Here is a 20,848-nt window from a genome sequence, read left to right as displayed (position 1 = left end):
TCATGCCGACAACGTAACCCTGCGCTATGACGAGCGGACGATTTCCAGAAGCCTGTCCGTCTCGATCCCGGATGGCTCCTTCACAGTGATCGTCGGCCCGAACGCCTGCGGCAAGTCCACGCTGCTGCGCGCCCTGTCGCGTCTTCTTGTTCCTGCTGCCGGGCAGGTGATCCTCGACGGGAGGAGCATTACCGATCTTGCTGCCAAGGACGTCGCCCGCCGCCTCGGCCTGCTTCCACAAAGCTCGATCGCGCCGGAAGGCATCACCGTCGCCGATCTGGTAGCGCGCGGCCGCTATCCGCATCAATCCTTCTTCCGGCAATGGTCGAAGGCCGACGAGGAAGCCGTCATTGCCGCGATGGAGGCAACTCGCGTTACGGACCTGTCCGGCCGACCGGTGGATGAACTGTCCGGCGGCCAGCGTCAGCGTGTCTGGATCGCGATGGTGCTGGCACAGGAAACGCCGATCCTGTTGCTCGACGAGCCGACTACCTTTCTCGATATCGCCCATCAGATCGAACTTATGGACCTGCTGGCCGATCTCAACCGTCAGGGTCGCACCATCGTCGCCGTGCTGCATGATCTCAACCATGCCTGCCGTTATGCCTCGCACCTGATCGCCATGAAGGACGGCATGATCGTCGCAGAAGGCAAACCGTCATCCATCGTCACCGAAAAACTGGTCGAAGACGTGTTTGGCCTGCCATCCGTCATCATTCCCGACCCCGTTTCAAATACTCCGCTGATCATCCCGAAGGGGCGTGAAGTCCTGACTGGGTATCAGGCGATGGAGCGCTCCAAATCAGAATCCGGCGATTTTCGTATGACCAGAGTGCAAGAAGTACCACACGAATTCGTCTTGATAGTAGAGCCTACAACGGCCAGCGGAACCACCTTGATTGACCAGTCTAAGCAATCCGCACCGTTGGATTCGAGGAAGGGCTGAATGAAAGGAGGGGTAATATGACTGACCTGCTGAAGCGCTTTGCCGCCTACTACCGTCCGCACCGTGGCCTGTTCGTGCTGGATTTCTCCAGCGCGGTTGCTGCCGGTTTGCTGGAGCTTGCCTTTCCAGTTGCTGTGACGCTGTTTATCGACCGGCTGCTGCCAACGGGTCAGCTCGGCTCGATCGCGCTGGCTTCAGTTGGCCTGCTGCTCATCTATCTGGTCAATGCTGGCCTTCAGGTCATCGTCACCTATTGGGGCCATATGCTCGGCCTGAAGATTGAGACCGAGATGCGCCGGAAAGCCTTCGACCATCTGCAAAAGCTCTCCTTCGGTTTCTTCGACAACCAGAAGACCGGCCATCTGGTGGCGAGGCTGACCAAGGATCTGGAAGAGATTGGCGAAGTTGCCCATCACGGTCCCGAAGACCTGTTCATCGCGCTCATGACGCTGATCGGCGCCTTTCTGCTGATGATGTCGGTGCATGTGCCGCTGGCGCTGATCACCGCGATCATCGTTCCGATCACGGCCGTCGTCACCACGCTCTACGGCAAGCGGATGATGGCAAACTCGCATGCGCTGTTCGGTCGGATCGGCGAGTTCAATGCCCGCATCGAGGAGAATGTCGGCGGTATCCGCGTTGTGCAGGCATTCACCAACGAGGATCATGAGCGCAAACTCTTTGCCGAGAACAACCGCAACTATCTCGCGACCAAGCTGGAATTCTACAGAACCATGGCGGCATCCATGTCACTTTCCTACCTCTCCATGCGCTTCGTGCAGGTGGTGGTGATGTTGGCGGGCGCATGGTTCGTCGTGCGTGGCGATCTTTCGGCGGGCGGCTTCGTCGGCTTCCTGCTGCTGGTTGGCGTGTTCTTCCGACCGATTGACAAGATCAACTCGATCATCGAAAGCTATCCGAAGGGCATCGCCGGTTTCCAGCGCTACACACGGTTCCTCGATACGCGGCCGGATATTGCCGACCGGCTGGATGCACGGTCCGTCGAACGACTGAACGGCGACATCGACTATCGCGATGTTCGGTTCGGCTATAGCCCAGACAAGCCGGTCTTCGACGGTCTCGATCTCTCGATACAGACGGGGGAAACCATCGCCTTCGTCGGCCCGTCCGGCGCGGGCAAGACGACGATATGCTCGCTGCTGCCGCGCTTCTACGAGGTGACGGGCGGCGCGATCATGATTGACGGCATCGACATTCGCGACATGACGTTGAAATCGTTGCGCTCCAATATCGGCATCGTCCAGCAGGATGTCTTCCTGTTCGCTGGCACCATAAGAGAGAACATCGCCTATGGCCGGCTCGACGCTTCGGAAGCGGAGATTGCCGAAGCCGCCCGCCGCGCAAGGCTGGATGGTGTAATCGCATCGTTGCCTGCCGGTCTCGATACGATCATTGGCGAACGCGGCGTCAAGCTTTCAGGCGGGCAGAAGCAGCGTCTTGCCATTGCCCGGATATTCCTGAAGAACCCGCCGATCCTGATCCTTGATGAGGCGACTTCCGCACTCGATACCGAAACGGAGCGCGCCATCCAGCAGTCGCTTGCCGAACTGTCGCAGGGCCGCACCACATTGGTCATCGCGCACAGGCTTGCGACCATCGCCAATGCAGACCGCATCGTCGTGGTCGAGGACGGCCGGATTGCCGAAGAAGGAAGCCACGCGGAACTGATCGTCCGTGAGGACGGCCGCTACAGCCAGCTTCATGCCGCACAGTGCAGCGACCGTTTCGCTGTCGCCAACGACCGGAATCCGTCCGTCGTGCCGCTTGCCGGCGAATGAAAAGGGAGGGAGATCAATGCGCCTGACCCGGCAGACGGAAATAGCCATCGATATTCTGGTCGCCTGTGCCCAGTCGCTGGACAGGGTAATTCTGACCGCCGATGCAGCACGCTCGGCACATACATCGAAGGATCATGCTGCTCATATTGTGAGGCTGCTTCTGCAATCCGGGTTTCTGTTCGCCGAGCGGGGTCGCTACGGCGGTATCGGTCTTGCAATTCCTGCAGAGGAAATTCCTCTTGGCGATGTCCTGCGTCGGATCCAGCCTGATCTCGTGCGTTATTCTCAAAATGGAGACGGCGATAATGGACGGTGGACCGGTGAAGTTAATCCGGCGTTCGCGGCAATTGCCACCGTCGCCGAGACGGCCTTCCTTGAGATCATGAACCGTTACAGCGTCGCGGATCTGGCTGCCAACAGAAAAATGAAGTTCTCCATGAAGACGAGCAACAAGGCTATTCCGCTCCCTTGCAACGTTTGTGAGTTGATGCACAGGACCGTGCATCTGCCACAAAACGGAAATCAGGCCGAGGCCGGCATCAACGGAAATGTAGTCGTTTCTTCCCATGGGTGATCGTCAGCCGGAAATAGAAGCACAAGCAGAAGCAACAGCCGAAATGGTTAAGCGTCCTGGTGTTCGGCCTGTTTCCGAAGAACTGATGCCGGTTATGTTCTCCCGTTCTGAAGTCGTGCTCTGGTTAATAGCCGGTCTTGCCGTCTTTCTCGCTCATGGAGGCATATGGCTGTGGCTGACGCGCGAACCGCCGATCGAGATGGCTGACAATGCACCGCCGCCTGCAATCATGATCGAGCTTGCGCCAGAGCCTGAGGTCATAGAAACCGAGACGAATGAAATCACCGAGCAGGCCGAGAACGCACTCGAAGCCAAAAGCGAGGCAAAGGAACCGGTCGAGGAGCCACAGGAGGAATCGCAACAGCCCGTGCCGGAGGATGCCCAGCCGGAAGAACCGAAGGAGGAAATAGCGGAAACCGAGCCGGAAATCACACCGGAGCCGGAAATCGATCCGGTCGAGCAGGAGATCGTCACGCAACTGGAAAACGTCGAGGTTCCGATTCCGGTCTTTCGACCAAAACCGCCTGAAAAAGAAAAGCTGGTCGAGAAACCAAAGCCGAAAAAGCAGGATGTGGTGCAAAAGCCAAAGCGCGAGAAGCCCGCGCCGAAATCAAAGGCATCAACACAGGCCTCCGCACAGGTCACGCAATCAAACCGCAACGCGGCAAACCAGAATGCTGCGGCGATGGGCTTCGGTTCCGTGTCGCCAGCCAAATGGCAATCGCGGCTGATGGCACATCTGGAGCGGCGCAAGCGCTATCCTTCAGGTGCACGGTCGAGAAGAGAAGAGGGAACAGCCTATGTTCGTTTCCGCATTGATGACGCGGGCAATGTGCTGTCGGCGTCACTGGCACGATCATCGGGCTTCCCGGAACTCGACAATGCTGTGGTTGATCTTGTGCGTCGTGCCTCGCCGGTGCCAGTGCCCCCTCCAGGTGTCAACAAGACCATTACAGCCCCGGTGCGCTTTACCGTCAGGTGAGCGGGCCGCCTATCTCATAAGATATGAAACGAAAGACACACAATGCCGTATAAGATTCTGACGTCCTCCATATTCGCCTCTGTCATCGAGGTCCTGTTACTTTCCGCCGTGCCAACCTTCGCTCAAGAAGCGCAACCAACCGCCAAGGGCGACCGTACTCTTGCCGCCGCACCGGTGCAGGACGACAAAAAATCCGCCGTTTCTCTGCCGAATGGCGCTGCGTCTATCAACGAGGTCTATGGCGACTGGACGGTGAACTGCGCCATTGCCGATAACAGAAAGCGTTGCGGCTTCAGTCAGGAACAGGGCAATAGCCAGACCGGCCAGCGCCTCTTCGCCATCGAGCTTCAGCCCCCTGCGAACGGCCAGACCAACGGTGTCCTGCTTCTGCCCTTCGGTCTCAAGCTTGACGACGGCGTGAAGCTAAAACTGGACGACCAGATTCTTGGGCAAGGCGCACGGTTCTCGACCTGCGTTCCGTCCGGGTGCCTCGTGCCGATCAGCTTTCCGACCGTCGCAACCGATGCCATGAAGAAGGCCGGGAAGCTCATCATCTCAGCCACGCGTGAGGGTGGCGGCGAGACTCCAACCCTCACCATCTCCCTCAACGGTTTCACCACCGCCATGAGCAGGGTTGCGGAACTGGCGAAATAAGCCGGTTCTTCAACCAGACCGAATTCCCATTGCAGGAGCGAGCATAGACACAATTCAATACATAGCCCGGACCGGGCGGGAGGACAGGATTGGAACTACGCCATCTTCATTACATCGTGGTGAGCGCCAGGAACGGCAGTTTCAGCGCCGCCGCGAATGAACTCAATGTCAGGCAACCGATCGTCAGCAAACGGATCAAGGAAGTCGAGGACGAACTTGGTATCCCTCTGTTTGACCGTGCTTCGACCGGAGCACGTCTCACCCCGAACGGCGAGGAATTCATTATTGGCGCGAGGCGTATTGTCGAGGACGTTCAACGCCTCAAGGAACGGGCTAAAGCGAGCAAAGCCGGGAAACTTGGCCATATTGTTGTTGGTTTTTATAAATCGCTTTCGATCGGACGCCTGCGCACGGCCCTTCACGAATTTCGCCAAGGCAATCCGGCGGTAGAGGTGGAGCCGATAGAGACGTCCTATATGGAACTCAGGGCAGGGGTGATTGCAGGTGCGATCGATGTCTCTGTTATCCTGGGCGATGCTGGCAGACAGAGTTTGTTGAATTCCATGGCGCTTTGGCCAGAGCAATTGGTGGTCGCGCTACCGGAGAACCACCCGCTTGCGGATCGGCCCGTTATCTATTGGTCAGAATTGAAAGGCGAACGCTTTCTGATCAGCCACCATGACCCGGGACCTGATATTCGCAATATGCTTCTTCGCTATCTTGCTGCCCCATCGGATCATCCCGAAATCATCACCCGCCGTTTGAGCCGCGAGAGTATCCTGAGCGAGGTCGGCAGCGGGCAGGGGATAAGCCTGCAGTGCGAGGGTGTTTTTGGCATAACCGGATTGGGTGTTGTCTACAGGCCCGTGCATGACGGCAACGGTGCCACGCGTCTTGGATATATCGCCTGTTGGCGACCAGACAACACGAACCCCGTTCTCAAGACGTTTCTGGATGCCCTGAAACCTAAATGCTGATTCGTCGGGCGGCGTCAGCCTGACGCTGCGCCATGTGCGTTTCTATGCCGAGAGCCGCAAGTATTTTTTCGATGGCCTACGACCGGCTACGAAGTCTGAAATAATCTTGTTGCGAAGGCTCGAATTGTGCCTTTCTTGATTGTCCCCGCCGCCATCCGACCGTTTCCGGGTGGCCGGAAATGGGGACAATCGTGGCACATCATCACCATCATGACCGGAACGTGATCTCTCGCAGCGTGCGGATGCTTCGCACGGCGCTTGGGCCTTCGATCGTCTGCTATCTTGAAGATCCCGCCGTTGTCGAGGTGATGCTCAACCCGGACGGCCGCTTGTGGGTGGACCGACTAAAGGAAGGTCTTGCCGATACCGGCGAGGTGCTGTTGCCGGAGGACGGCGAGCGCATCGTGCGTCTGGTCGCGCATCATGTCGGCGCGGAAGTCCACGCGGGCAATCCCCGTGTCTCGGCCGAACTGCCGGAGACCGGCGAACGGTTCGAGGGACTGTTGCCGCCTGTCGTCATGGCGGCAACCTTCGCCATTCGCAAACCGGCCGTCGCCGTCTTCACCCTGTCGGATTATGTCGCTGCCGGGATCATGACGCAGCAACAGGCCGATGTTTTGCGGATTGCCGTCGAAAAGCGCAAGAACATCCTCGTCGCCGGAGGCACCAGCACCGGAAAGACCACGCTCACCAATGCGCTTCTGGCCGAAGTTGCCAAAACATCTGACCGTGTGGTGCTGATCGAGGATACCCGCGAACTGCAATGCGCAGCGCCGAACCTTGTCGCCATGCGCACCAAGGATGGCGTGGCGTCGCTCTCCGATCTGGTGAAGTCGTCGCTGCGTCTGCGCCCTGATCGCATCCCGGTCGGCGAGGTACGCGGCGCGGAAGCGCTCGATCTCCTGAAAGCATGGGGAACCGGCCATCCGGGCGGGATCGGCACGATCCACGCCAATACGGCGATCGGGGCGCTGCGCCGGCTCGAACAGCTCGTGCAGGAAGTCGTGATTACGGTCCCGCGTGCGCTGATCGCTGACACCATCGATCTTATTGCCGTTCTCTCCGGTCGCGGCTCCGCCCGCCGCCTTTCCGAAATCGCCCTCGTGGACGGGATCGATGCCGTCACCGGCGATTACCGCACCCTCAACGCTCATCTTTCCCCTGGAAACCCTCAACAAAGCCAACCGCTCCCGAAAGGAGAATAGTCATGACCATGCCTGTCCTGTCCGCACCTTCCGGCCTTTGCAGTCTCCACAACCGCCTTGCCCACGCGATGGCGCTGGTGTCCGTTGTGTCCGTCACATTGCTGGCGGCGGCACCCGCCCATGCTTCCGGTTCCTCGATGCCGTGGGAAGAACCGCTGCAACAGATTCTCGAAAGCATCGAAGGTCCGGTCGCCAAGATCGTCGCAGTCATTATCATCATCGCCACCGGCCTCGCGCTGGCATTCGGAGATACAGGCGGCGGCTTCCGCAAGCTGATCCAGATCGTCTTCGGTCTTTCCATCGCTTTCGCCGCGTCGAGCTTCTTCCTGTCCTTCTTCTCGTTTGGCGGCGGAGCGCTCGTTTAATGACGGGGTCCCCGCTGGAATTCGACGATGTTCGCGGCTTCTTCGCGCCGGTCCATCGGGCGCTGACCGAGCAGATATTGCTCGGCGGCGCTCCCCGCGCCGTCGCCATCGTCAACGTCACGCTCGCCGGGGCCGTGGGCCTTGGCCTTCGCCTCTGGATCGCCGGTCTGGGGATCTGGGCCATCGGCCATTTCGCCGCCGTCTGGGCGGCTCGCCGTGACGCGCAATTCGTGGACGTCGGCCGCCGTCACCTGCGCTATCCCGCGCATATGGGCGTGTGAGGAGAGCACCATGTTGAACCTCTCCGAATACAGAAACAAGAATGCGGCGCTTGCCGACTTCCTGCCGTGGGCCGCCCTGATCGCTCCGGGCGTTGTCTTGAACAAGGACGGCTCATTCCAGCGCACGGCGCGTTTCCGTGGTCCCGACCTCGACAGCGCCACGCCGTCCGAACTGGTCGGCACCACCGCACGGCTCAACGGCGCGCTTCGTCGTCTCGGTTCCGGATGGGCGATTTTTGTCGAGGCGCAGCGCAACCCGGCCACCGAATATCCGGAAAGCCTGTTTGCCGACAGCGCATCGGCGCTTCTCGATATTGAGCGCCGGGAGCAGTTTGAAGAATCCGGGTTGCTCTATGAGAGCAGCTATTATCTCACCTTCGTCTGGTTGCCGCCGGCGCAAGAAGCTTCGCGCATGGAAGGCTGGCTTTACGAGGGCCGCGAACGCTCCGGCGTCGATCCGCGCGAACTGCTGAAGGGTTTTATCGACCGCACCGACAGGGTGTTGCACCTGGTCGAAGGCTTTGTGCCGGAAGCGGACTGGCTCGATGATGCCGACACGCTCACTTATCTGCATTCCACCATATCGACCAAGCGCCACAAGGTCCGGGTTCCGGAAACGCCCATGCACCTCGACGCGCTGCTGGCCGACCAGCCGCTTGCCGGCGGGCTGGAGCCAAGATTGGGCGATTTCTATCTTCGCACCCTGACCGTGATCGGGTTCCCGACCGTAACGTTCCCCGGCATTCTCGACGATCTTAACCGGATCGCCTTTCCCTATCGCTGGTCGACGCGTGCGATCATGCTCGACAAGCTGGAGGCAACCCGGCTGGTGACGAAGATCAGGCGGCAATGGTTTACCAAGAGAAAATCGGTTGCCGCAATCCTCAGGGAGGTGCTGACCAACGAGCAATCTGTTCTTCTGGATTCGGATGCGGCCAACAAAGCCCTTGATGCGGACGCAGCGCTTCAGGATCTCGGCTCCGATCAGGTTGGCGAAGCCTATGTGACCGCGACCGTCACGGTCTGGGACGCCGATCCCCGCATTGCCGACGAAAAGCTTCGCCTCGCTGAAAAGGTGATCCAGAGCCACGACTTCACGGCGATCGTGGAGACGGTCAACGCGATCGAGGCGTGGATGGGCAGCATACCCGGCCATGTCTATGCCAATGTCCGCCAGCCGCCGATCAGCACGCTCAATCTGGCGCACATGATGCCGTTATCCGCCGTATGGGCCGGGCCGGAGAAGGACGAGCATCTTGATGCGCCGCCACTCTTCTATGCGAAGACCGAAGGGGCGACGCCGTTCCGGTATTCATTGCACGTCGGGGACGTCGGGCACACGATGGTCGTCGGTCCGACCGGCGCGGGCAAGAGTGTCTTGCTCGCCCTCATGGCGCTCCAGTTCCGGCGCTACGAACGCTCGCAGGTGTTCGCCTTCGACTTCGGCGGCTCGATCCGCGCCGCCACGCTTGCCATGCGTGGTGACTGGCAGGATTTGGGCGGTTCGCTCTCCGACGATACGGCGCTCCTGAACACCGTGTCACTCCAGCCGCTCGCCGGAATTCACTACACGCCCGAACGGGCATGGGCCGCCGACTGGCTGGTGGATATACTCATCCGTGAAGGCGTGGAAATCACGCCGGACGTCAAGGAACATCTCTGGACGGCGCTGACCTCTCTGGCGTCCGCGCCTGTCGTGGAACGGACCATCACCGGCCTGACCGTGCTGCTGCAATCGTCGGCGCTGAAACAGGCGCTCCGCCCCTATTGCATCGGCGGTCCCTACGGCCGGTTGCTCGACGCGGAAATGGAATGGCTCGGAGAGGCTTCCGTACAGGCCTTCGAGACCGAAGGGCTGATCGGAACCGGGGCGGGCCCCGCTGTGCTCGCCTATCTCTTCCATCGCATCGAATCCCGCTTCGACGGACGGCCAAGCCTTCTCATCATCGATGAAGGCTGGCGTGCGCTGGACGATGGCGGCTTCGCGCAAAAAATCAAGGAGTGGCTGAAGACGCTGCGCAAGAAGAATGTCGCCGTTGTCTTTTCCTCGCAGTCGTTGGCCGACATCGAAGCCTCTCCCATCGCGCCGGTCATTGTCGAAAGCTGCCCGACGCGCATCTTCCTCGCCAACGAACGGGCCATCGAACCGCAGATCGCATCCGTCTATCGCCAGTTCGGCCTCAATGACCGGCAGATCGAAATCGTCGCCCGCGCCACACCGAAGCGGGACTATTACTGCCAGTCCCGGCGCGGAAACCGGCTGTTCGAGCTTGGCCTTGGCCATATCGCGATGGCGCTTTGCGCATCGTCGGACAAGGCCGCCCACGCCCTGATCGACGAACTGATGAAGGACGGCGCGAAGCCGTATTTCCTCGAAGCATGGCTTGAGGCCAACGAGCTTCGCTGGGCCGCCGATCTCATTCCCGATCTCACCAACGTCCTCGCCGGAACGTCCGGTTCGACCAGTGCGACCAGCTCCAACGAGGATGATCCTGCATGGGCAGGCAATACCCCCATCACAAACGATCCATTATCCGAAGAGGAGTTTCCGCTATGAGGCATCTCGCCCGTTTTCCGCGTGTCCGCGTTCTGGCCTGCGCCGTCAGTGCATCCACCATCCTGCTTCCCGTTACGATGCCTCTGGTGGTGATCCCGTTCACACCGTCTCCGGCGCTGGCATGGAAGATCGTCTATGATCCGACCAATTACAGCCAGAACCTGCTTTCCGCCGCCCGCGCTCTGGAGCAAATCAACAATCAGGTGACGTCTCTCGCCAACGAGGCGCAGATGCTCATCAATCAGGCCAAAAACCTGACCAGCCTGCCGACCTCGCTCCTGTCGAAGATCGAAGGCAACTTTTCCCAGATGAAGTCGCTTCTCAACGAGGCCGACCAGCTCGCCTACAATGTCCAGAATATCGAAACACAGTTCAACGCCACCTATCGCGATTTTGCATCCGGTGATCGCACCGCCGCGCAACTGGTCTCTTCGGCGCAGCAGCGTTGGCAGCAATCGGTATCGGCCTTCGAGCATTCGCTGAAAGCCGGAGCCGTCGCGGTCGGCAATATCGAAGGTACGCAGGAACAGACCAGCGAGCTTGTCAGCGCCAGCCAGTCATCCGTCGGCGTGCTTCAGGCGACGCAAGCCGGCAACCAGCTTCTCGCCGTGCAGGCCAAACAGATTTCCGACCTGACCGCCATGCTGGCCGCACAGGGCCGCGCCAGCGCACTGGAGCAATCCCGGCAGGCCGCCGCACAGGAGCAGGCGCGTGAACAATTTTCCCGCTTCATGACCGGGACCGCCTACACATCGTCCAGCGTCCGCATGTTCCATGATTGAGGAGAACGGACGTCATGGACCTGAAGATCTCCGCCCGGATGATCGCCGTCTTCACTATTACTGCAGGGCTGACCGCCGCCATCGCCGCCCTGCGAAACGATGGAGACCGGCCCGATGCGCAAGCCCCCCGCATCGAGCGTCCGGGCGACGACCCTTCCTCTGTCCACGCCACAAGACGAGAGCTTGTCCGTTGCCGTGACCTTGGCGCGACAGCACTCGAAGACGCCGCCTGCCGCAAGGCATGGGCGGAGAACCGCCGCCGCTTCTTCCAGATCAAAAAGCCGGACAGCCCGACGCCGCCGAAATCACAACCGCCCCGGTCGGAAGCGGCTGGCAATGGAGATGCCGGAATCAACAAGGAGAAGGGCCATGAATAATGTCGGCGTCATCGATCGTTTCCTCGAAACCTTCACCAGCTATATCGATAGCGGTTTCGGCCTGCTGTCTGGCGAAGTTGCCTTCCTGACCTCGACGCTGATCGTCATCGACATTGTGTTGGCCGGCCTGTTCTGGGCGTGGGGCGCCGACGAGGACATCATCCAGCGGCTCGTGAAGAAGACCCTCTATATCGGCTTCTTCTCCTTCATCATCGGCAATTTCAACAAGCTCGCCAAGATCGTCTTCGAGTCCTTCAGTGGCCTTGGATTGAAGGCTGGTGGTACCAGCTTGTCGGGATCGGAATTGTTGCAGCCCGGCCGCGTGGCGCAGGTCGGCCTTGACGCGGGTTATCCGATCCTCAGTTCCATTGCCGATCTCACCGGCTACATCGCCTTCTTCGACAACTTCATCCAGATATTCATTCTGCTGGTGGCGTGGGTGATCGTGTTGATTGCCTTCTTCATCCTCGCCATCCAGATTTTTGTCTGCCTGATCGAGTTCAAGCTCACCACATTGGCGGGCTTCGTCCTGATCCCGTTTGCGCTCTTCAACAAGACGTCCTTCCTCGCCGAAAAGGTGCTCGGCAACATCGTCGCGTCTGGCGTCAAGATTCTGGTTCTCGCCGTGATCGTTGGCATCGGCTCCGGCCTGTTCAGCGAGTTCACCGCCGGTTTCTCCGACGCACCGACGATCAGCGAGGCGCTGTCACTGGTTCTCGGCGCGCTGGCGCTGATGGGCCTGTCGATCTTCGGCACTGGCATCGCCACCGGCCTTGTCTCCGGTGCGCCGCAGCTTGGCGCGGGTGCAGCGGTCGGAACGGGTATTGCCGCCGCCGGTATTGCTGCCGGCGGCTTCATGGCGGCGAAGGCTGGTGCCGGCATGGCCGTCAGTGCGGCAGGCAGTGCTGCGCGTGGCGGTGCTGCCCTGGCCGGTGGTGCAAAAACCGCCTACGGCCTCGGTGACGCTTCCGTGGGATCGACCGGGACCGGCGGCGGAGCAGCCGGCTTCGCCGGTGTCGCCAAGGCCGGGACCGGTCTTGCGATGAACAAGGGCAAGGAGATCGCGAGCCGTGCCGGTGAATCCATGCGCTCCAGCTATCGTTCCGGACAGGCCGCCGCATGGAAGGCGACGGGCGGCAAGAACGAGGTCAATCCGGGCGGCGCTGGTGGCGCGGCCGCGAACGATCCGGTCTATGCCGCCTCGCAGCCCGCCAAGGCCGTGTCCGGTTCCGACATTTCTCCGCAGTCCGCGTCCGCATCCGCACCCGATTGGGCGCAGCGGATGAAGCGCAACAGCGCCATTCATCACGGCGTCAGCACCGCAGCCCACACGATCCGCTCCGGCGATCACGGCGGCGGCTCCACGTCCGTCTCTCTCAATCAGGATAACAGCAAATGAACATCTTCAAGCGTCCTTCCGTGCGCTATGCCCGCACGCCAGAACCCGAAACGCCTTATCAGCGTGCCGGACAGGCATGGGACGAACGAATCGGCTCGGCCCGCGTGCAGGCGCGCAACTGGCGGCTCATAGCCTTTGGTTCTCTCTTCCTTGCGGGTGGTTTCGCATCCGCCCTTGTCTGGCAATCGACACGCGGCACGGTGGTTCCGTGGGTGGTGCAGATCGATAAATTCGGCGAGGCGCAAGCTACTGCGCCCGCCGTGGCCGATTACCGGCCGACCGACCCGCAGATCGCATGGCATCTTGCCCGCTTTATCGAACAGGTCCGTTCCATCCCCGCCGATGCGGTGATTGTCCGGCAGAACTGGCTTCGCGCCTACGAGTTCACGACGGATCGCGGCGTGATCGCGCTCAACGATTACGCCCGGTCGAACGATCCGTTCACGAAGGTCGGCAAGACGCAGATCGCGGTGGAGATTTCCAGCGTCATCCGCGCCTCGCCGGACAGTTTTCGTATCGCATGGGTGGAGCGGTCCTACGAGAACGGCCAGCTTTCCGGAACCGAACGCTGGACGGCGATCCTGACCGTCGTGATGAAGCCGCCGCGCACCGCCGAAAAACTCCGGGCCAATCCGCTCGGCGTCTATGTCAACGCAATCAACTGGTCGAAGGAAATGGGGCAATGAAGACGAATGAATCACGCATGAAGTCGCGCTACGCATCCGGAATGGTTCTGGCTCTGGTATCGACAACCATGCTGGCAGGGTGCGCCAAGAAATATATCCCGCCGGAAATCGACTATGACGATGCGGCTCCGGCTATACGAACCACCGACCCGGTTGTGCCGGTCAGGGTGGTCGAGGTTCCCAAAACCCTGCCGCTGCCCGGACAGTTGAAACCGATAGATGGCGGCAGGAAGACTCCGGAATCCACCGACCCGAAGCAGCGTATCAGCGCGGCCAACGAGGCGGCCCGCATGCAGCCGGTTCGCGACGGTTTTATAAACGCCGTGCAGGTCTATCCCTTTGCGCCCGGCGCGCTCTATCAGGTCTATGCCGCTCCGGGACAGGTGACGGACATTGCCCTTCAGCCGGGAGAAACCCTTGTCGGTTCCGGCCCGGTCGCCGCCGGCGATACGGTGCGCTGGATCATCGGTGATACCGAGAGCGGTTCGGGAACCACAAAACAGGTCCATATTCTCGTGAAGCCGACGCGGCCGGATCTCCAGACCAATCTTGTCGTCAACACCAACCTGCGCACCTATCACCTGGAACTGCGCTCGACGGAAAAAACCTACATGGCGTCCGTATCCTGGCAATATCCCGCCGACCAGCTCATTGCGTTGCGCCGCCAGAATGCCAGGGCGGCGGAAACGCAGGCGGTCGCATCCGGCGTGGACATATCGAAGATCAACTTCCGCTATCGCATCGAGGGTGATGCAGCCCCGTGGCGGCCGCTGCGCGCCTTCGACGATGGCGCAAAAGTTTATATCGAATTCCCGGCCGGCATCGGACAGGGAGAAATGCCGCCGCTCTTCATCATCGGCGGATCGGGCAATTCCGAACTGGTCAATTATCGCGCCCGCCAGAACTACTATGTCGTGGATCGGCTCTTTGCAGCGGCAGAACTCCGGCTTGGCGACAAGGACACGCAGAAGCGCGTTCGCATCGTCCGCACCGATGGGCGGCCGGCGACGGCCAAGCGCACGGCGCTGTTTTCCTCTGGGGGCGACCGATGAGCGGACAGGCATCATCACCGCAAACGGACATTGCCGCGCAATTGCGCCTTCGCCCCGAACCGCCGCGCGTCACGCGGCTTTCGCGGAAAGTCCTGATCGGAGCCGGCGGCGTGGCGGGCATCGCCATTGCCGGCGCTCTGCTTTGGGCGCTCGACACCAGCCGACGCGGCAACCAGTCGGCGACGGAACTTTACAACGTGGACAGCAAGACGCCGGCCGATGGGCTGGCCGGTCTGCCGAAGGATTACACCAATATCCCGAAACCCAATGTTCCGGTTTTGGGGCCCGCGCTTCCGGGCGACCTTGGCCGCCCGATCCTGCGGGCGCAGGAACAGGGCAAGCCGGTTGCCGCGCCGAATATCCAGACGCCGCGCGTCGATCCCGAAGAGCAGCGCCGGCTTGCCGAGATCGAGGCGGCGCGGTTGGCGAAACTCTTCACCGACAGCCGGGGCGAGAAGACGATGGGCAACCAGCAGGTCGTGTCCACCACGGCGGCGACGGCAGCAGGTTCGGGCATCGATCCGGCGACCGGGCTACCGCTTCCGGCCGAGACGCCGCCGCTCGATTCCGGTTCTGCGCAGAACATGCAGGATCGCAAGCTTGCCTTCGTCAATGCAGAAAGCGACAAGCGAACGGTCAGCGCTGACCGCGTGCAGGAAAAGCCGTCGCCCTATATCGTGCAGGCCGGAACCGTGATCGCCGCCGCGCTGATGACCGGCATCAAGTCCGATCTTCCCGGCCAGATCACCGCGCAGGTCACGGAACACGTCTATGACAGCCCGACCGGGAGCCATTTGCTGATCCCGCAAGGCTCCCGCCTGATCGGCCAGTATGACAGCCAGGTTGCGTTCGGCCAGAGCCGTGTGTTGCTGGTATGGAACCGGCTTATCATGCCGGACGGCACATCCATCGTGCTCGAACGCCTTCAGGGTGCCGATCCGCAAGGCTACTCCGGTCTTGAGGATGGCGTCGATTACCATTGGGGCCAATTGTTCCAGGCCGCCGCGCTCTCGACGCTGCTTGGCATCGGTACGGAAATCGGCTCCAGCAACGACGAAAACGAAATCGCCAAGGCGATCCGTGAAAGCGCGCAGGATACCGCGTCCGACGTCGGACAGCAGATCGTGCGACGCCAGCTCAACATCCAGCCGACACTCACCATCCGACCGGGGTTCCCGGTGCGGATCATTGTGAATCGAGATTTGCTGATGCAGGCATACGGCGCAGCGAAGGATCCGACATGACCAGGCTGAAACTTTCCTCCATTCCCGACGATAAGCCCGTGAAAATCACCGTCGAGCCTCCGGCAGAAGTGTTTCGGGATTTGCAAGCTTACAGCCAGATTTTAGCCCGCACTGTCGGGGAAGCCTCGCCGACCGATCCGGCCAAGCTGATAGCGCCAATGCTCCAGAGGTTTATGGCGACGGATAAAGGGTTTAGAAGGGAGAAAAACACTAGTACATTGCCCCTATAGAATGGGTGGGGCAAAGCTGCACCGGGCCTTCGCGTCAGTTATTGAATCCACACTATTCGTTCTGATTTTCTCCAAGGAAGAATGCTAATTAATCAATGTCTTGACTGACCTCATAGAATCGAACTTATTGTGCATAAGGCTTGCGGATAGATTCTGCTGTTGTGTTTCGCGATAGTTGATATCAATGTGCGGGGCATTGCCCTACGCATTCCTTACGGACTGTTCACGGATTGTCCGATGACTTGGCAAACGAGTATCCGCAAGCCTCAATGTCTGACCTGAACGCACTACGAAATGCAAAGACTCTCCCACAACTGGCTAGGCTGCTGAAGCTTAAAGGCGAATACGTTTCCCATTCGCTTTACTGGTATCGCCAGCAAAACCCTTATACTCGCTTCACAATTTCCAAAAAGGGTGGCGGGCGGCGGATAATCGAAGCGCCGAATTCCCGTTTAAAGCTTCTCCAGTCACGGTTGGCTCATCTCCTTATGCGGATCGAGTCCGAGATGGAGAGCAAGCGTACCACCAAGGCAAGGGTTCTGGCTCACGGCTTCAAACCTGGCTTTTCCATTATTACTAACGCCGCACTTCACCGTAACAAGCGCTGGGTGTTCAACATCGATCTCAAGGATTTTTTCCATTCGATCAACTTCGGTCGCGTTTACGGCTTTCTACTCAAAGATCAGAATTTTGAGCTGTCTCCCAAGACTGCTGCCATCATCGCGCAAATTGCTTGTTTTCAGAATCATCTGCCGCAAGGCAGCCCATGTTCGCCCGTCATCTCCAACCTGATAGCCCACGTTCTCGATATCAAGCTAAATAAGCTGGCAAATAAGTTGCACTGTACTTATACTCGATACGCTGACGACATTACGTTCTCGACAAATGAGAAGGAGTTTCCGGAAGCTATCGCCCGCCTCGTTCGAGGTAGTGGGGACAAGTGGGTTGTGGGTGACAAGGTTCTGCGCGAGGTTTACCGTGCAGGTTTCAAGGTCAACCACGACAAATCGAGAATGCAGCGTCGCGATTCTCGCCAGGACACCACAGGACTGATCGTCAACCAGAAGCTGAACATCCGCCACGAATATTACAAGCAGGTGCGCGCAATGTGCCATCATCTGTTTGTTCACGGATATGCGCATTCTGGATCAAATGCAGGAAGCATTCCGATCAAAAACGAGACTTTGGACGGAATGCTCGGCTTCATCTATCAGGTGCGCAGTCTGAAGAACGCCGGTTTTTTCAAAGCAGACCAGCCAGGCTTCAGTTCGCTTTTCGGAAAGTTCCTCGACTATCAAGCCTTTTATGGCATCCTCCGCCCTCGGATAATCGGAGAAGGTAAAACCGATAATATCTACATCCGGTCGGCCATCAAAAGCCTCGCCGCGAAGTTCCCATCCCTCATTGACCCAACCACGCCAGCCACGGCAGCAGTAGATTTTTTCCACTACAACACACGAAGCGCCTTGTTTCAGGATTTGTCGGGGGGTACCGACGAGATGCATAAGCTTCTCAGTTCCTATCGGGCGCGCACCTCGTCGTTCAAACACATTGCGCGACACCCGGTTATCATGGTTGTAGACAATGACGCGGCCTCAGCAAAAATATTTACTCACCTGAGCAACATTCTTGGCACCACCGTAGGCGGAATGGACCCATTCTACCACGTCTATGAAAACCTTTACTTGGCACCGATACCAAAAAGCAGCGGCCATGTTGCCATTGAGGATCTGTTCGATTCGTCCGTACGTGCCCAGACGATCAATGGTCGGACCTTCAATTCGAGTAACAAGAAGTTCGACCAGAGTATTTATTACGGCAAGAACGAGTTCGCTACAAAGATCGTTGCCCCCCAGCGGGCTAGCATTAATTTCAGTAAATTCGAGCCGCTTTTGACTGCGTTCGTGGACATTATGGCAGACTATGAAAAGCGATATGCTGCGATGCTGGCCGCTGTGCGAAGCGGTATAGCAGCAGCCGCGTAATGTAAGTTGGGATACCCGCTCAATCCTCGATCCCTCTCACGCGATCTCCAATAACGATGAAGTTGGGGATTAGGGAATCTCCTCTTGCAAAGTGCAAAATTTTGTGGTCATTTTCCGCTTAATGCAAAATCGACATGCTTAGCATAAGGAAAGCTACATGATCCCCGATGAGCGTATACGTGAGTTTGAAAGTGCGATACGGCGAGATCTACCTCGTAACGTGCTTGTTGAGGTGAAGACGCTGTTTCCCCGCGCTGCGGAACAAGCGGATGTTGCTGTGAGCACCTCGCATAAAGCTGTAACAGATGGGTTGCCCCTGTCACGCTACCGGCAAAGTAGGTCTGTTGGTCTGATCAGACACAACATTATAGACGAGGCATTTGAGCAGATACTTACAAGAAATGGCGCCGAGTTTGTGAAATCGGTACCCGTTGAATACACGCCCGACGAGGTGAAACTGGCACCTGTCCATTTAACGACCGGCGTGTTTGGTCATACAATGGTCGGTTTCGCATCCCATAGGGAACTTTACGACACGCCAGTTAAGAACGCATCCCGACGAGCGCTTTGCTACCAAAATCGTGGCCTTTCACCTGATTTTTTCCATCCTCCCGAAATGTTCAGTGATCGGCAACGAATGGTCATTATCATGGTGAGGCGTGACCCGACTGTACTGGGAAAGATCGCATCCCTTACGCTCTCCGTTGTCGATAGTAAGCAGGAAACGTTCATTTATCAGGCGGATATTGACGAGTTTCTGGCAGGTTACGGCGCGGAGGGTGCTGCACCTGTCAAGCGCCCTGTGGTGTTGAAGCCCGTTAAAGGTGCCTTTAAGGACACAAATGGGGAAGCGTCACGCGATGAAGACGAGAAGTGATTTAGGATGAGAAGTGCGTAGCGGAATACAGACATTTGTGGGAGCGAAGCTTGCGGAGGCGCGGCAGGCGCGGGGCATTTCCTCGCGGAAGGCTCTTGCTGACATGATGCAGCGTGCGGCCAGCACAGTGCAGCGCTGGGAGGAAGGCGACTCTTACCCAGAGCCGCAAGCATTATCCGAATTATCCACCCTTCTTGCTGTCCCTGAAGACTTCTTTTTGACACCACGTGCAGATGGCGCCGGACCGTGCTTCTTCCGCTCCTTCGCCGGAGCTCTCAAGAGTGATAGGCTTGTACAGCAGGCGCGGCTGGCTTGGCTTGAAGACATAACGGCCGTGGCAGAGCATTACGCATACTTGCCTGAGGTCAATGTGCCTGACTTGTTGCAGGGCAGAAGCTTAAAAACCCTGCGCGATGAAGACATAGAGGCGATTTCGCAACAAGCCCGTGAGCATTGGGGGCTAGGTCTACGCCCGGTTTTGGACATGGTGGCCTTCGCGGAGGGCATCGGTATTGTTGTTGCGGCTGAGCAGATGGAAACGGATAGGCTTGATGGCCTAAGCCGCTGGGGCCGTGATGGCAGGCCCTACATTCTTCTAGCGAATGATAAGCAATCGTTTGCCCGTAGGCAGTTCGACATGGCCCATGAGCTCGGACATATCCTGCTTCATCGGGCAGTCACAGAAGATGAGTTCGAAGAGAACTTTAAGCTTATCGAAGAGCAGGCGCATAGCTTTGCGTCAGCCTTCCTGCTGCCCGCTAGCCAATTCAGCGTGGAGGTTGATTCTGCCGCCATTTGGGAACTGGAGCGCCTTAAGGCTCGCTGGAAGGTCTCGATTAAAGCGCAGATCATGCGTCTGAAGCGTCTGCATATCTTGGATCAAGACGCCGCACAGCGACTATTCAAAATTTACAGTTCGAAAGGCTATTCCTCAAAAGGAGAGCCATACGATGACACTTGGCCGTTGCAACAGCCCAGCCTGCTCTCTGATATATTTCGGGCACTGGTTGAGGCGGGACGGGTGACAAAAGAGGCTCTATGCCATGACCTGCCGCTCTTGCCGCACGATGTTGAAAGCTTATCTGCACTTCCCTCTGGCTGGCTAAAACTAGAAACGGCTCGGGTTGTTGAGTTCAAGGCCAACCCACCACGCCGAGGAGACGGCGATACAGGCGCGGGTCAAGTGATCCCGCTTACGCGTAAATAGGTCTTTTTAACAAGCAATACGCCGTATGTATGCTTCCCTTCGACCTATTTATAACTATTATCCTGTTATGTTGAGGGGCACCCTAGTTTGGGTCACTACTTCATTAGTTAAGTGGGGCGTTTTTATCCTTTGGAGCTGAGAACTCTCTATTCGGCTTCGGTCTCAAAGCTCAATTGGGGAATGTTCCGACAGGTTAGATGAGAAACATACAAACCTGCGATATGTATAAATCTAGGCTGCTAACCGCGGAACAGTCCCGTCGAATAATCGCAGGAATCGGGTGTTGTGTGCCCCCGCAACCAACGATCCCAAAACCCCGTTGCCCACGCAGCGGGGTTTTGCGTTTCCAGGGCAAGCAAGACACCCGCAGATAATGACGCCTTTCGCTGGCATGAACCGGATCATAGCGACCAGACCCTGCGATAGTGCCGCCGCTCGATCCTCAGGTGAGCTTGGCCTTCACAAACACATCGTAGCGCGTGCTTTTCCCGAGTATCTGATGAGAGGGCTTGCGCAGCCCGGGCATCGGTTCGGCTCGCAACGGCCACTTCAGCACCACGCGGTACTGCGCGGCCTCCAGCGCCACCTGCATCAGTTTTTCGGCGTCCGGATCGGTGCCGACGATCTCCCGAATCTGGCGCATTTCCTTCTTGACGAGTGCGCTGTTGC

General features: G+C 58.6%; 20 protein-coding genes and 1 pseudogene. 20 read left to right on the top strand and 1 reads right to left on the bottom strand.

What is annotated here, in order from left to right:
• The 20 genes and pseudogenes from AC0TOF_RS00295 to AC0TOF_RS00200 all read left to right on the top strand — a co-directional run.
• Positions 1–763: pseudogene (locus tag AC0TOF_RS00295) on the top strand (ABC transporter ATP-binding protein); the annotation flags it as partial.
• A 200-nt stretch (positions 764–963) separates the two neighbouring features.
• Entirely contained in the window at positions 964–2,745 is a 1,782-nt protein-coding gene (locus AC0TOF_RS00290; RefSeq protein WP_473766764.1) for an ABC transporter ATP-binding protein, read from the top strand.
• A 16-nt stretch (positions 2,746–2,761) separates the two neighbouring features.
• A complete protein-coding gene (locus tag AC0TOF_RS00285) occupies positions 2,762–3,319 on the top strand; it encodes an RrF2 family transcriptional regulator (protein ID WP_473766763.1) in 558 nt (185 codons plus the stop codon).
• 43 nt (positions 3,320–3,362) lie between these two features.
• Positions 3,363–4,301: a TonB family protein gene (locus AC0TOF_RS00280; RefSeq protein WP_473766762.1), complete on the top strand. Its 939-nt coding sequence runs from the start codon at positions 3,363–3,365 to the stop codon at positions 4,299–4,301.
• Positions 4,302–4,343: 42 nt separating this feature from the next.
• Positions 4,344–4,955, top strand: a complete 612-nt coding sequence (locus AC0TOF_RS00275; RefSeq protein WP_473766761.1) for an invasion associated locus B family protein — start codon at positions 4,344–4,346, stop codon at positions 4,953–4,955.
• 89 nt (positions 4,956–5,044) lie between these two features.
• Positions 5,045–5,932 carry a LysR family transcriptional regulator gene (locus AC0TOF_RS00270; RefSeq protein ID WP_473766760.1) on the top strand — a complete coding sequence of 296 codons (888 nt, stop codon included), beginning with the start codon at positions 5,045–5,047 and terminating at the stop codon, positions 5,930–5,932.
• A gap of 242 nt (positions 5,933–6,174) precedes the next feature.
• Positions 6,175–7,137, top strand: coding sequence for a P-type conjugative transfer ATPase TrbB (trbB, locus tag AC0TOF_RS00265; RefSeq protein ID WP_473766767.1), 963 nt, complete (start codon positions 6,175–6,177; stop codon positions 7,135–7,137).
• Positions 7,138–7,205: 68 nt separating this feature from the next.
• Positions 7,206–7,502: a TrbC/VirB2 family type IV secretion system protein gene (locus tag AC0TOF_RS00260; RefSeq protein WP_473766766.1), complete on the top strand. Its 297-nt coding sequence runs from the start codon at positions 7,206–7,208 to the stop codon at positions 7,500–7,502.
• The gene (locus AC0TOF_RS00255; RefSeq protein WP_473766759.1) at positions 7,502–7,783 is read left to right on the top strand and encodes a VirB3 family type IV secretion system protein; all 282 of its coding nucleotides are present in this window, start codon (positions 7,502–7,504) and stop codon (positions 7,781–7,783) included. The genes AC0TOF_RS00260 and AC0TOF_RS00255 overlap by 1 nt, the downstream gene beginning before the upstream one ends.
• A gap of 10 nt (positions 7,784–7,793) precedes the next feature.
• Positions 7,794–10,340, top strand: coding sequence for a conjugal transfer protein TrbE (gene trbE, locus AC0TOF_RS00250; RefSeq protein ID WP_473766758.1), 2,547 nt, complete (start codon positions 7,794–7,796; stop codon positions 10,338–10,340).
• On the top strand, positions 10,337–11,122 hold the full coding sequence (gene trbJ / locus AC0TOF_RS00245) for a P-type conjugative transfer protein TrbJ (protein ID WP_473766757.1): 786 nt from the start codon (positions 10,337–10,339) through the stop codon (positions 11,120–11,122). The genes trbE and trbJ overlap by 4 nt, the downstream gene beginning before the upstream one ends.
• Before the next feature lie 14 nt (positions 11,123–11,136).
• A complete protein-coding gene (trbK-alt, locus tag AC0TOF_RS00240; protein WP_021587154.1) occupies positions 11,137–11,499 on the top strand; it encodes a putative entry exclusion protein TrbK-alt in 363 nt (120 codons plus the stop codon).
• Positions 11,492–12,898 (top strand): P-type conjugative transfer protein TrbL, encoded by a 1,407-nt coding sequence (trbL, locus tag AC0TOF_RS00235; RefSeq protein ID WP_473766756.1) that lies wholly within the window; start codon positions 11,492–11,494, stop codon positions 12,896–12,898. The genes trbK-alt and trbL overlap by 8 nt, the downstream gene beginning before the upstream one ends.
• On the top strand, positions 12,895–13,584 hold the full coding sequence (gene trbF / locus AC0TOF_RS00230; RefSeq protein WP_473766755.1) for a conjugal transfer protein TrbF: 690 nt from the start codon (positions 12,895–12,897) through the stop codon (positions 13,582–13,584). The genes trbL and trbF overlap by 4 nt, the downstream gene beginning before the upstream one ends.
• Positions 13,585–13,601: 17 nt before the next feature.
• Positions 13,602–14,636, top strand: a complete 1,035-nt coding sequence (gene trbG / locus AC0TOF_RS00225; RefSeq protein ID WP_473766765.1) for a P-type conjugative transfer protein TrbG — start codon at positions 13,602–13,604, stop codon at positions 14,634–14,636.
• Positions 14,633–15,880 carry a TraB/TrbI/VirB10 family type IV secretion system protein gene (locus AC0TOF_RS00220; RefSeq protein ID WP_473766754.1) on the top strand — a complete coding sequence of 416 codons (1,248 nt, stop codon included), beginning with the start codon at positions 14,633–14,635 and terminating at the stop codon, positions 15,878–15,880. Before trbG ends, AC0TOF_RS00220 begins: the two co-directional genes overlap by 4 nt.
• Positions 15,877–16,110 carry a DUF2274 domain-containing protein gene (locus AC0TOF_RS00215; protein WP_473766753.1) on the top strand — a complete coding sequence of 78 codons (234 nt, stop codon included), beginning with the start codon at positions 15,877–15,879 and terminating at the stop codon, positions 16,108–16,110. The genes AC0TOF_RS00220 and AC0TOF_RS00215 overlap by 4 nt, the downstream gene beginning before the upstream one ends.
• Before the next feature lie 269 nt (positions 16,111–16,379).
• Positions 16,380–18,095 (top strand): retron Ec67 family RNA-directed DNA polymerase/endonuclease, encoded by a 1,716-nt coding sequence (locus AC0TOF_RS00210; RefSeq protein ID WP_473766752.1) that lies wholly within the window; start codon positions 16,380–16,382, stop codon positions 18,093–18,095.
• A gap of 157 nt (positions 18,096–18,252) precedes the next feature.
• A complete protein-coding gene (locus tag AC0TOF_RS00205; protein ID WP_473766751.1) occupies positions 18,253–18,972 on the top strand; it encodes a hypothetical protein in 720 nt (239 codons plus the stop codon).
• Positions 18,973–18,985: 13 nt separating this feature from the next.
• A complete protein-coding gene (locus AC0TOF_RS00200; RefSeq protein WP_473766750.1) occupies positions 18,986–20,179 on the top strand; it encodes a helix-turn-helix domain-containing protein in 1,194 nt (397 codons plus the stop codon).
• A 442-nt stretch (positions 20,180–20,621) separates the two neighbouring features.
• Here AC0TOF_RS00200 and AC0TOF_RS00195 read toward each other — a convergent pair.
• Positions 20,622–20,848 (bottom strand): class I SAM-dependent methyltransferase (locus tag AC0TOF_RS00195; RefSeq protein WP_473766749.1); only part of this gene is annotated, 227 nt, incomplete at its 5' end.

It is taken from the genome of Ochrobactrum sp. PL_is501, from assembly GCF_055816895.1.
Note: the sequence above shows the minus strand (reverse complement) of the source record. Positions and strands in the feature narration are given on the sequence as shown.

What these genes read in the sequence shown, in the direction of transcription:
- trbB (WP_473766767.1), top strand. Translation starts at nt 6,175, where the DNA reads ATGCTTCGCACGGCGCTTGGGCCTTCGATCGTCTGCTATCTTGAAGAT.
- AC0TOF_RS00285 (WP_473766763.1), top strand. Translation starts at nt 2,762, where the DNA reads ATGCGCCTGACCCGGCAGACGGAAATAGCCATCGATATTCTGGTCGCC.
- trbG (WP_473766765.1), top strand. Translation starts at nt 13,602, where the DNA reads ATGAAGTCGCGCTACGCATCCGGAATGGTTCTGGCTCTGGTATCGACA.
- trbE (WP_473766758.1), top strand. Translation starts at nt 7,794, where the DNA reads ATGTTGAACCTCTCCGAATACAGAAACAAGAATGCGGCGCTTGCCGAC.
- trbF (WP_473766755.1), top strand. Translation starts at nt 12,895, where the DNA reads ATGAACATCTTCAAGCGTCCTTCCGTGCGCTATGCCCGCACGCCAGAA.
- AC0TOF_RS00280 (WP_473766762.1), top strand. Translation starts at nt 3,363, where the DNA reads ATGGTTAAGCGTCCTGGTGTTCGGCCTGTTTCCGAAGAACTGATGCCG.
- trbL (WP_473766756.1), top strand. Translation starts at nt 11,492, where the DNA reads ATGAATAATGTCGGCGTCATCGATCGTTTCCTCGAAACCTTCACCAGC.
- AC0TOF_RS00290 (WP_473766764.1), top strand. Translation starts at nt 964, where the DNA reads ATGACTGACCTGCTGAAGCGCTTTGCCGCCTACTACCGTCCGCACCGT.
- trbK-alt (WP_021587154.1), top strand. Translation starts at nt 11,137, where the DNA reads ATGGACCTGAAGATCTCCGCCCGGATGATCGCCGTCTTCACTATTACT.
- AC0TOF_RS00215 (WP_473766753.1), top strand. Translation starts at nt 15,877, where the DNA reads ATGACCAGGCTGAAACTTTCCTCCATTCCCGACGATAAGCCCGTGAAA.
- trbJ (WP_473766757.1), top strand. Translation starts at nt 10,337, where the DNA reads ATGAGGCATCTCGCCCGTTTTCCGCGTGTCCGCGTTCTGGCCTGCGCC.
- AC0TOF_RS00275 (WP_473766761.1), top strand. Translation starts at nt 4,344, where the DNA reads ATGCCGTATAAGATTCTGACGTCCTCCATATTCGCCTCTGTCATCGAG.
- AC0TOF_RS00260 (WP_473766766.1), top strand. Translation starts at nt 7,206, where the DNA reads ATGGCGCTGGTGTCCGTTGTGTCCGTCACATTGCTGGCGGCGGCACCC.
- AC0TOF_RS00220 (WP_473766754.1), top strand. Translation starts at nt 14,633, where the DNA reads ATGAGCGGACAGGCATCATCACCGCAAACGGACATTGCCGCGCAATTG.
- AC0TOF_RS00210 (WP_473766752.1), top strand. Translation starts at nt 16,380, where the DNA reads ATGTCTGACCTGAACGCACTACGAAATGCAAAGACTCTCCCACAACTG.
- AC0TOF_RS00255 (WP_473766759.1), top strand. Translation starts at nt 7,502, where the DNA reads ATGACGGGGTCCCCGCTGGAATTCGACGATGTTCGCGGCTTCTTCGCG.
- AC0TOF_RS00205 (WP_473766751.1), top strand. Translation starts at nt 18,253, where the DNA reads ATGATCCCCGATGAGCGTATACGTGAGTTTGAAAGTGCGATACGGCGA.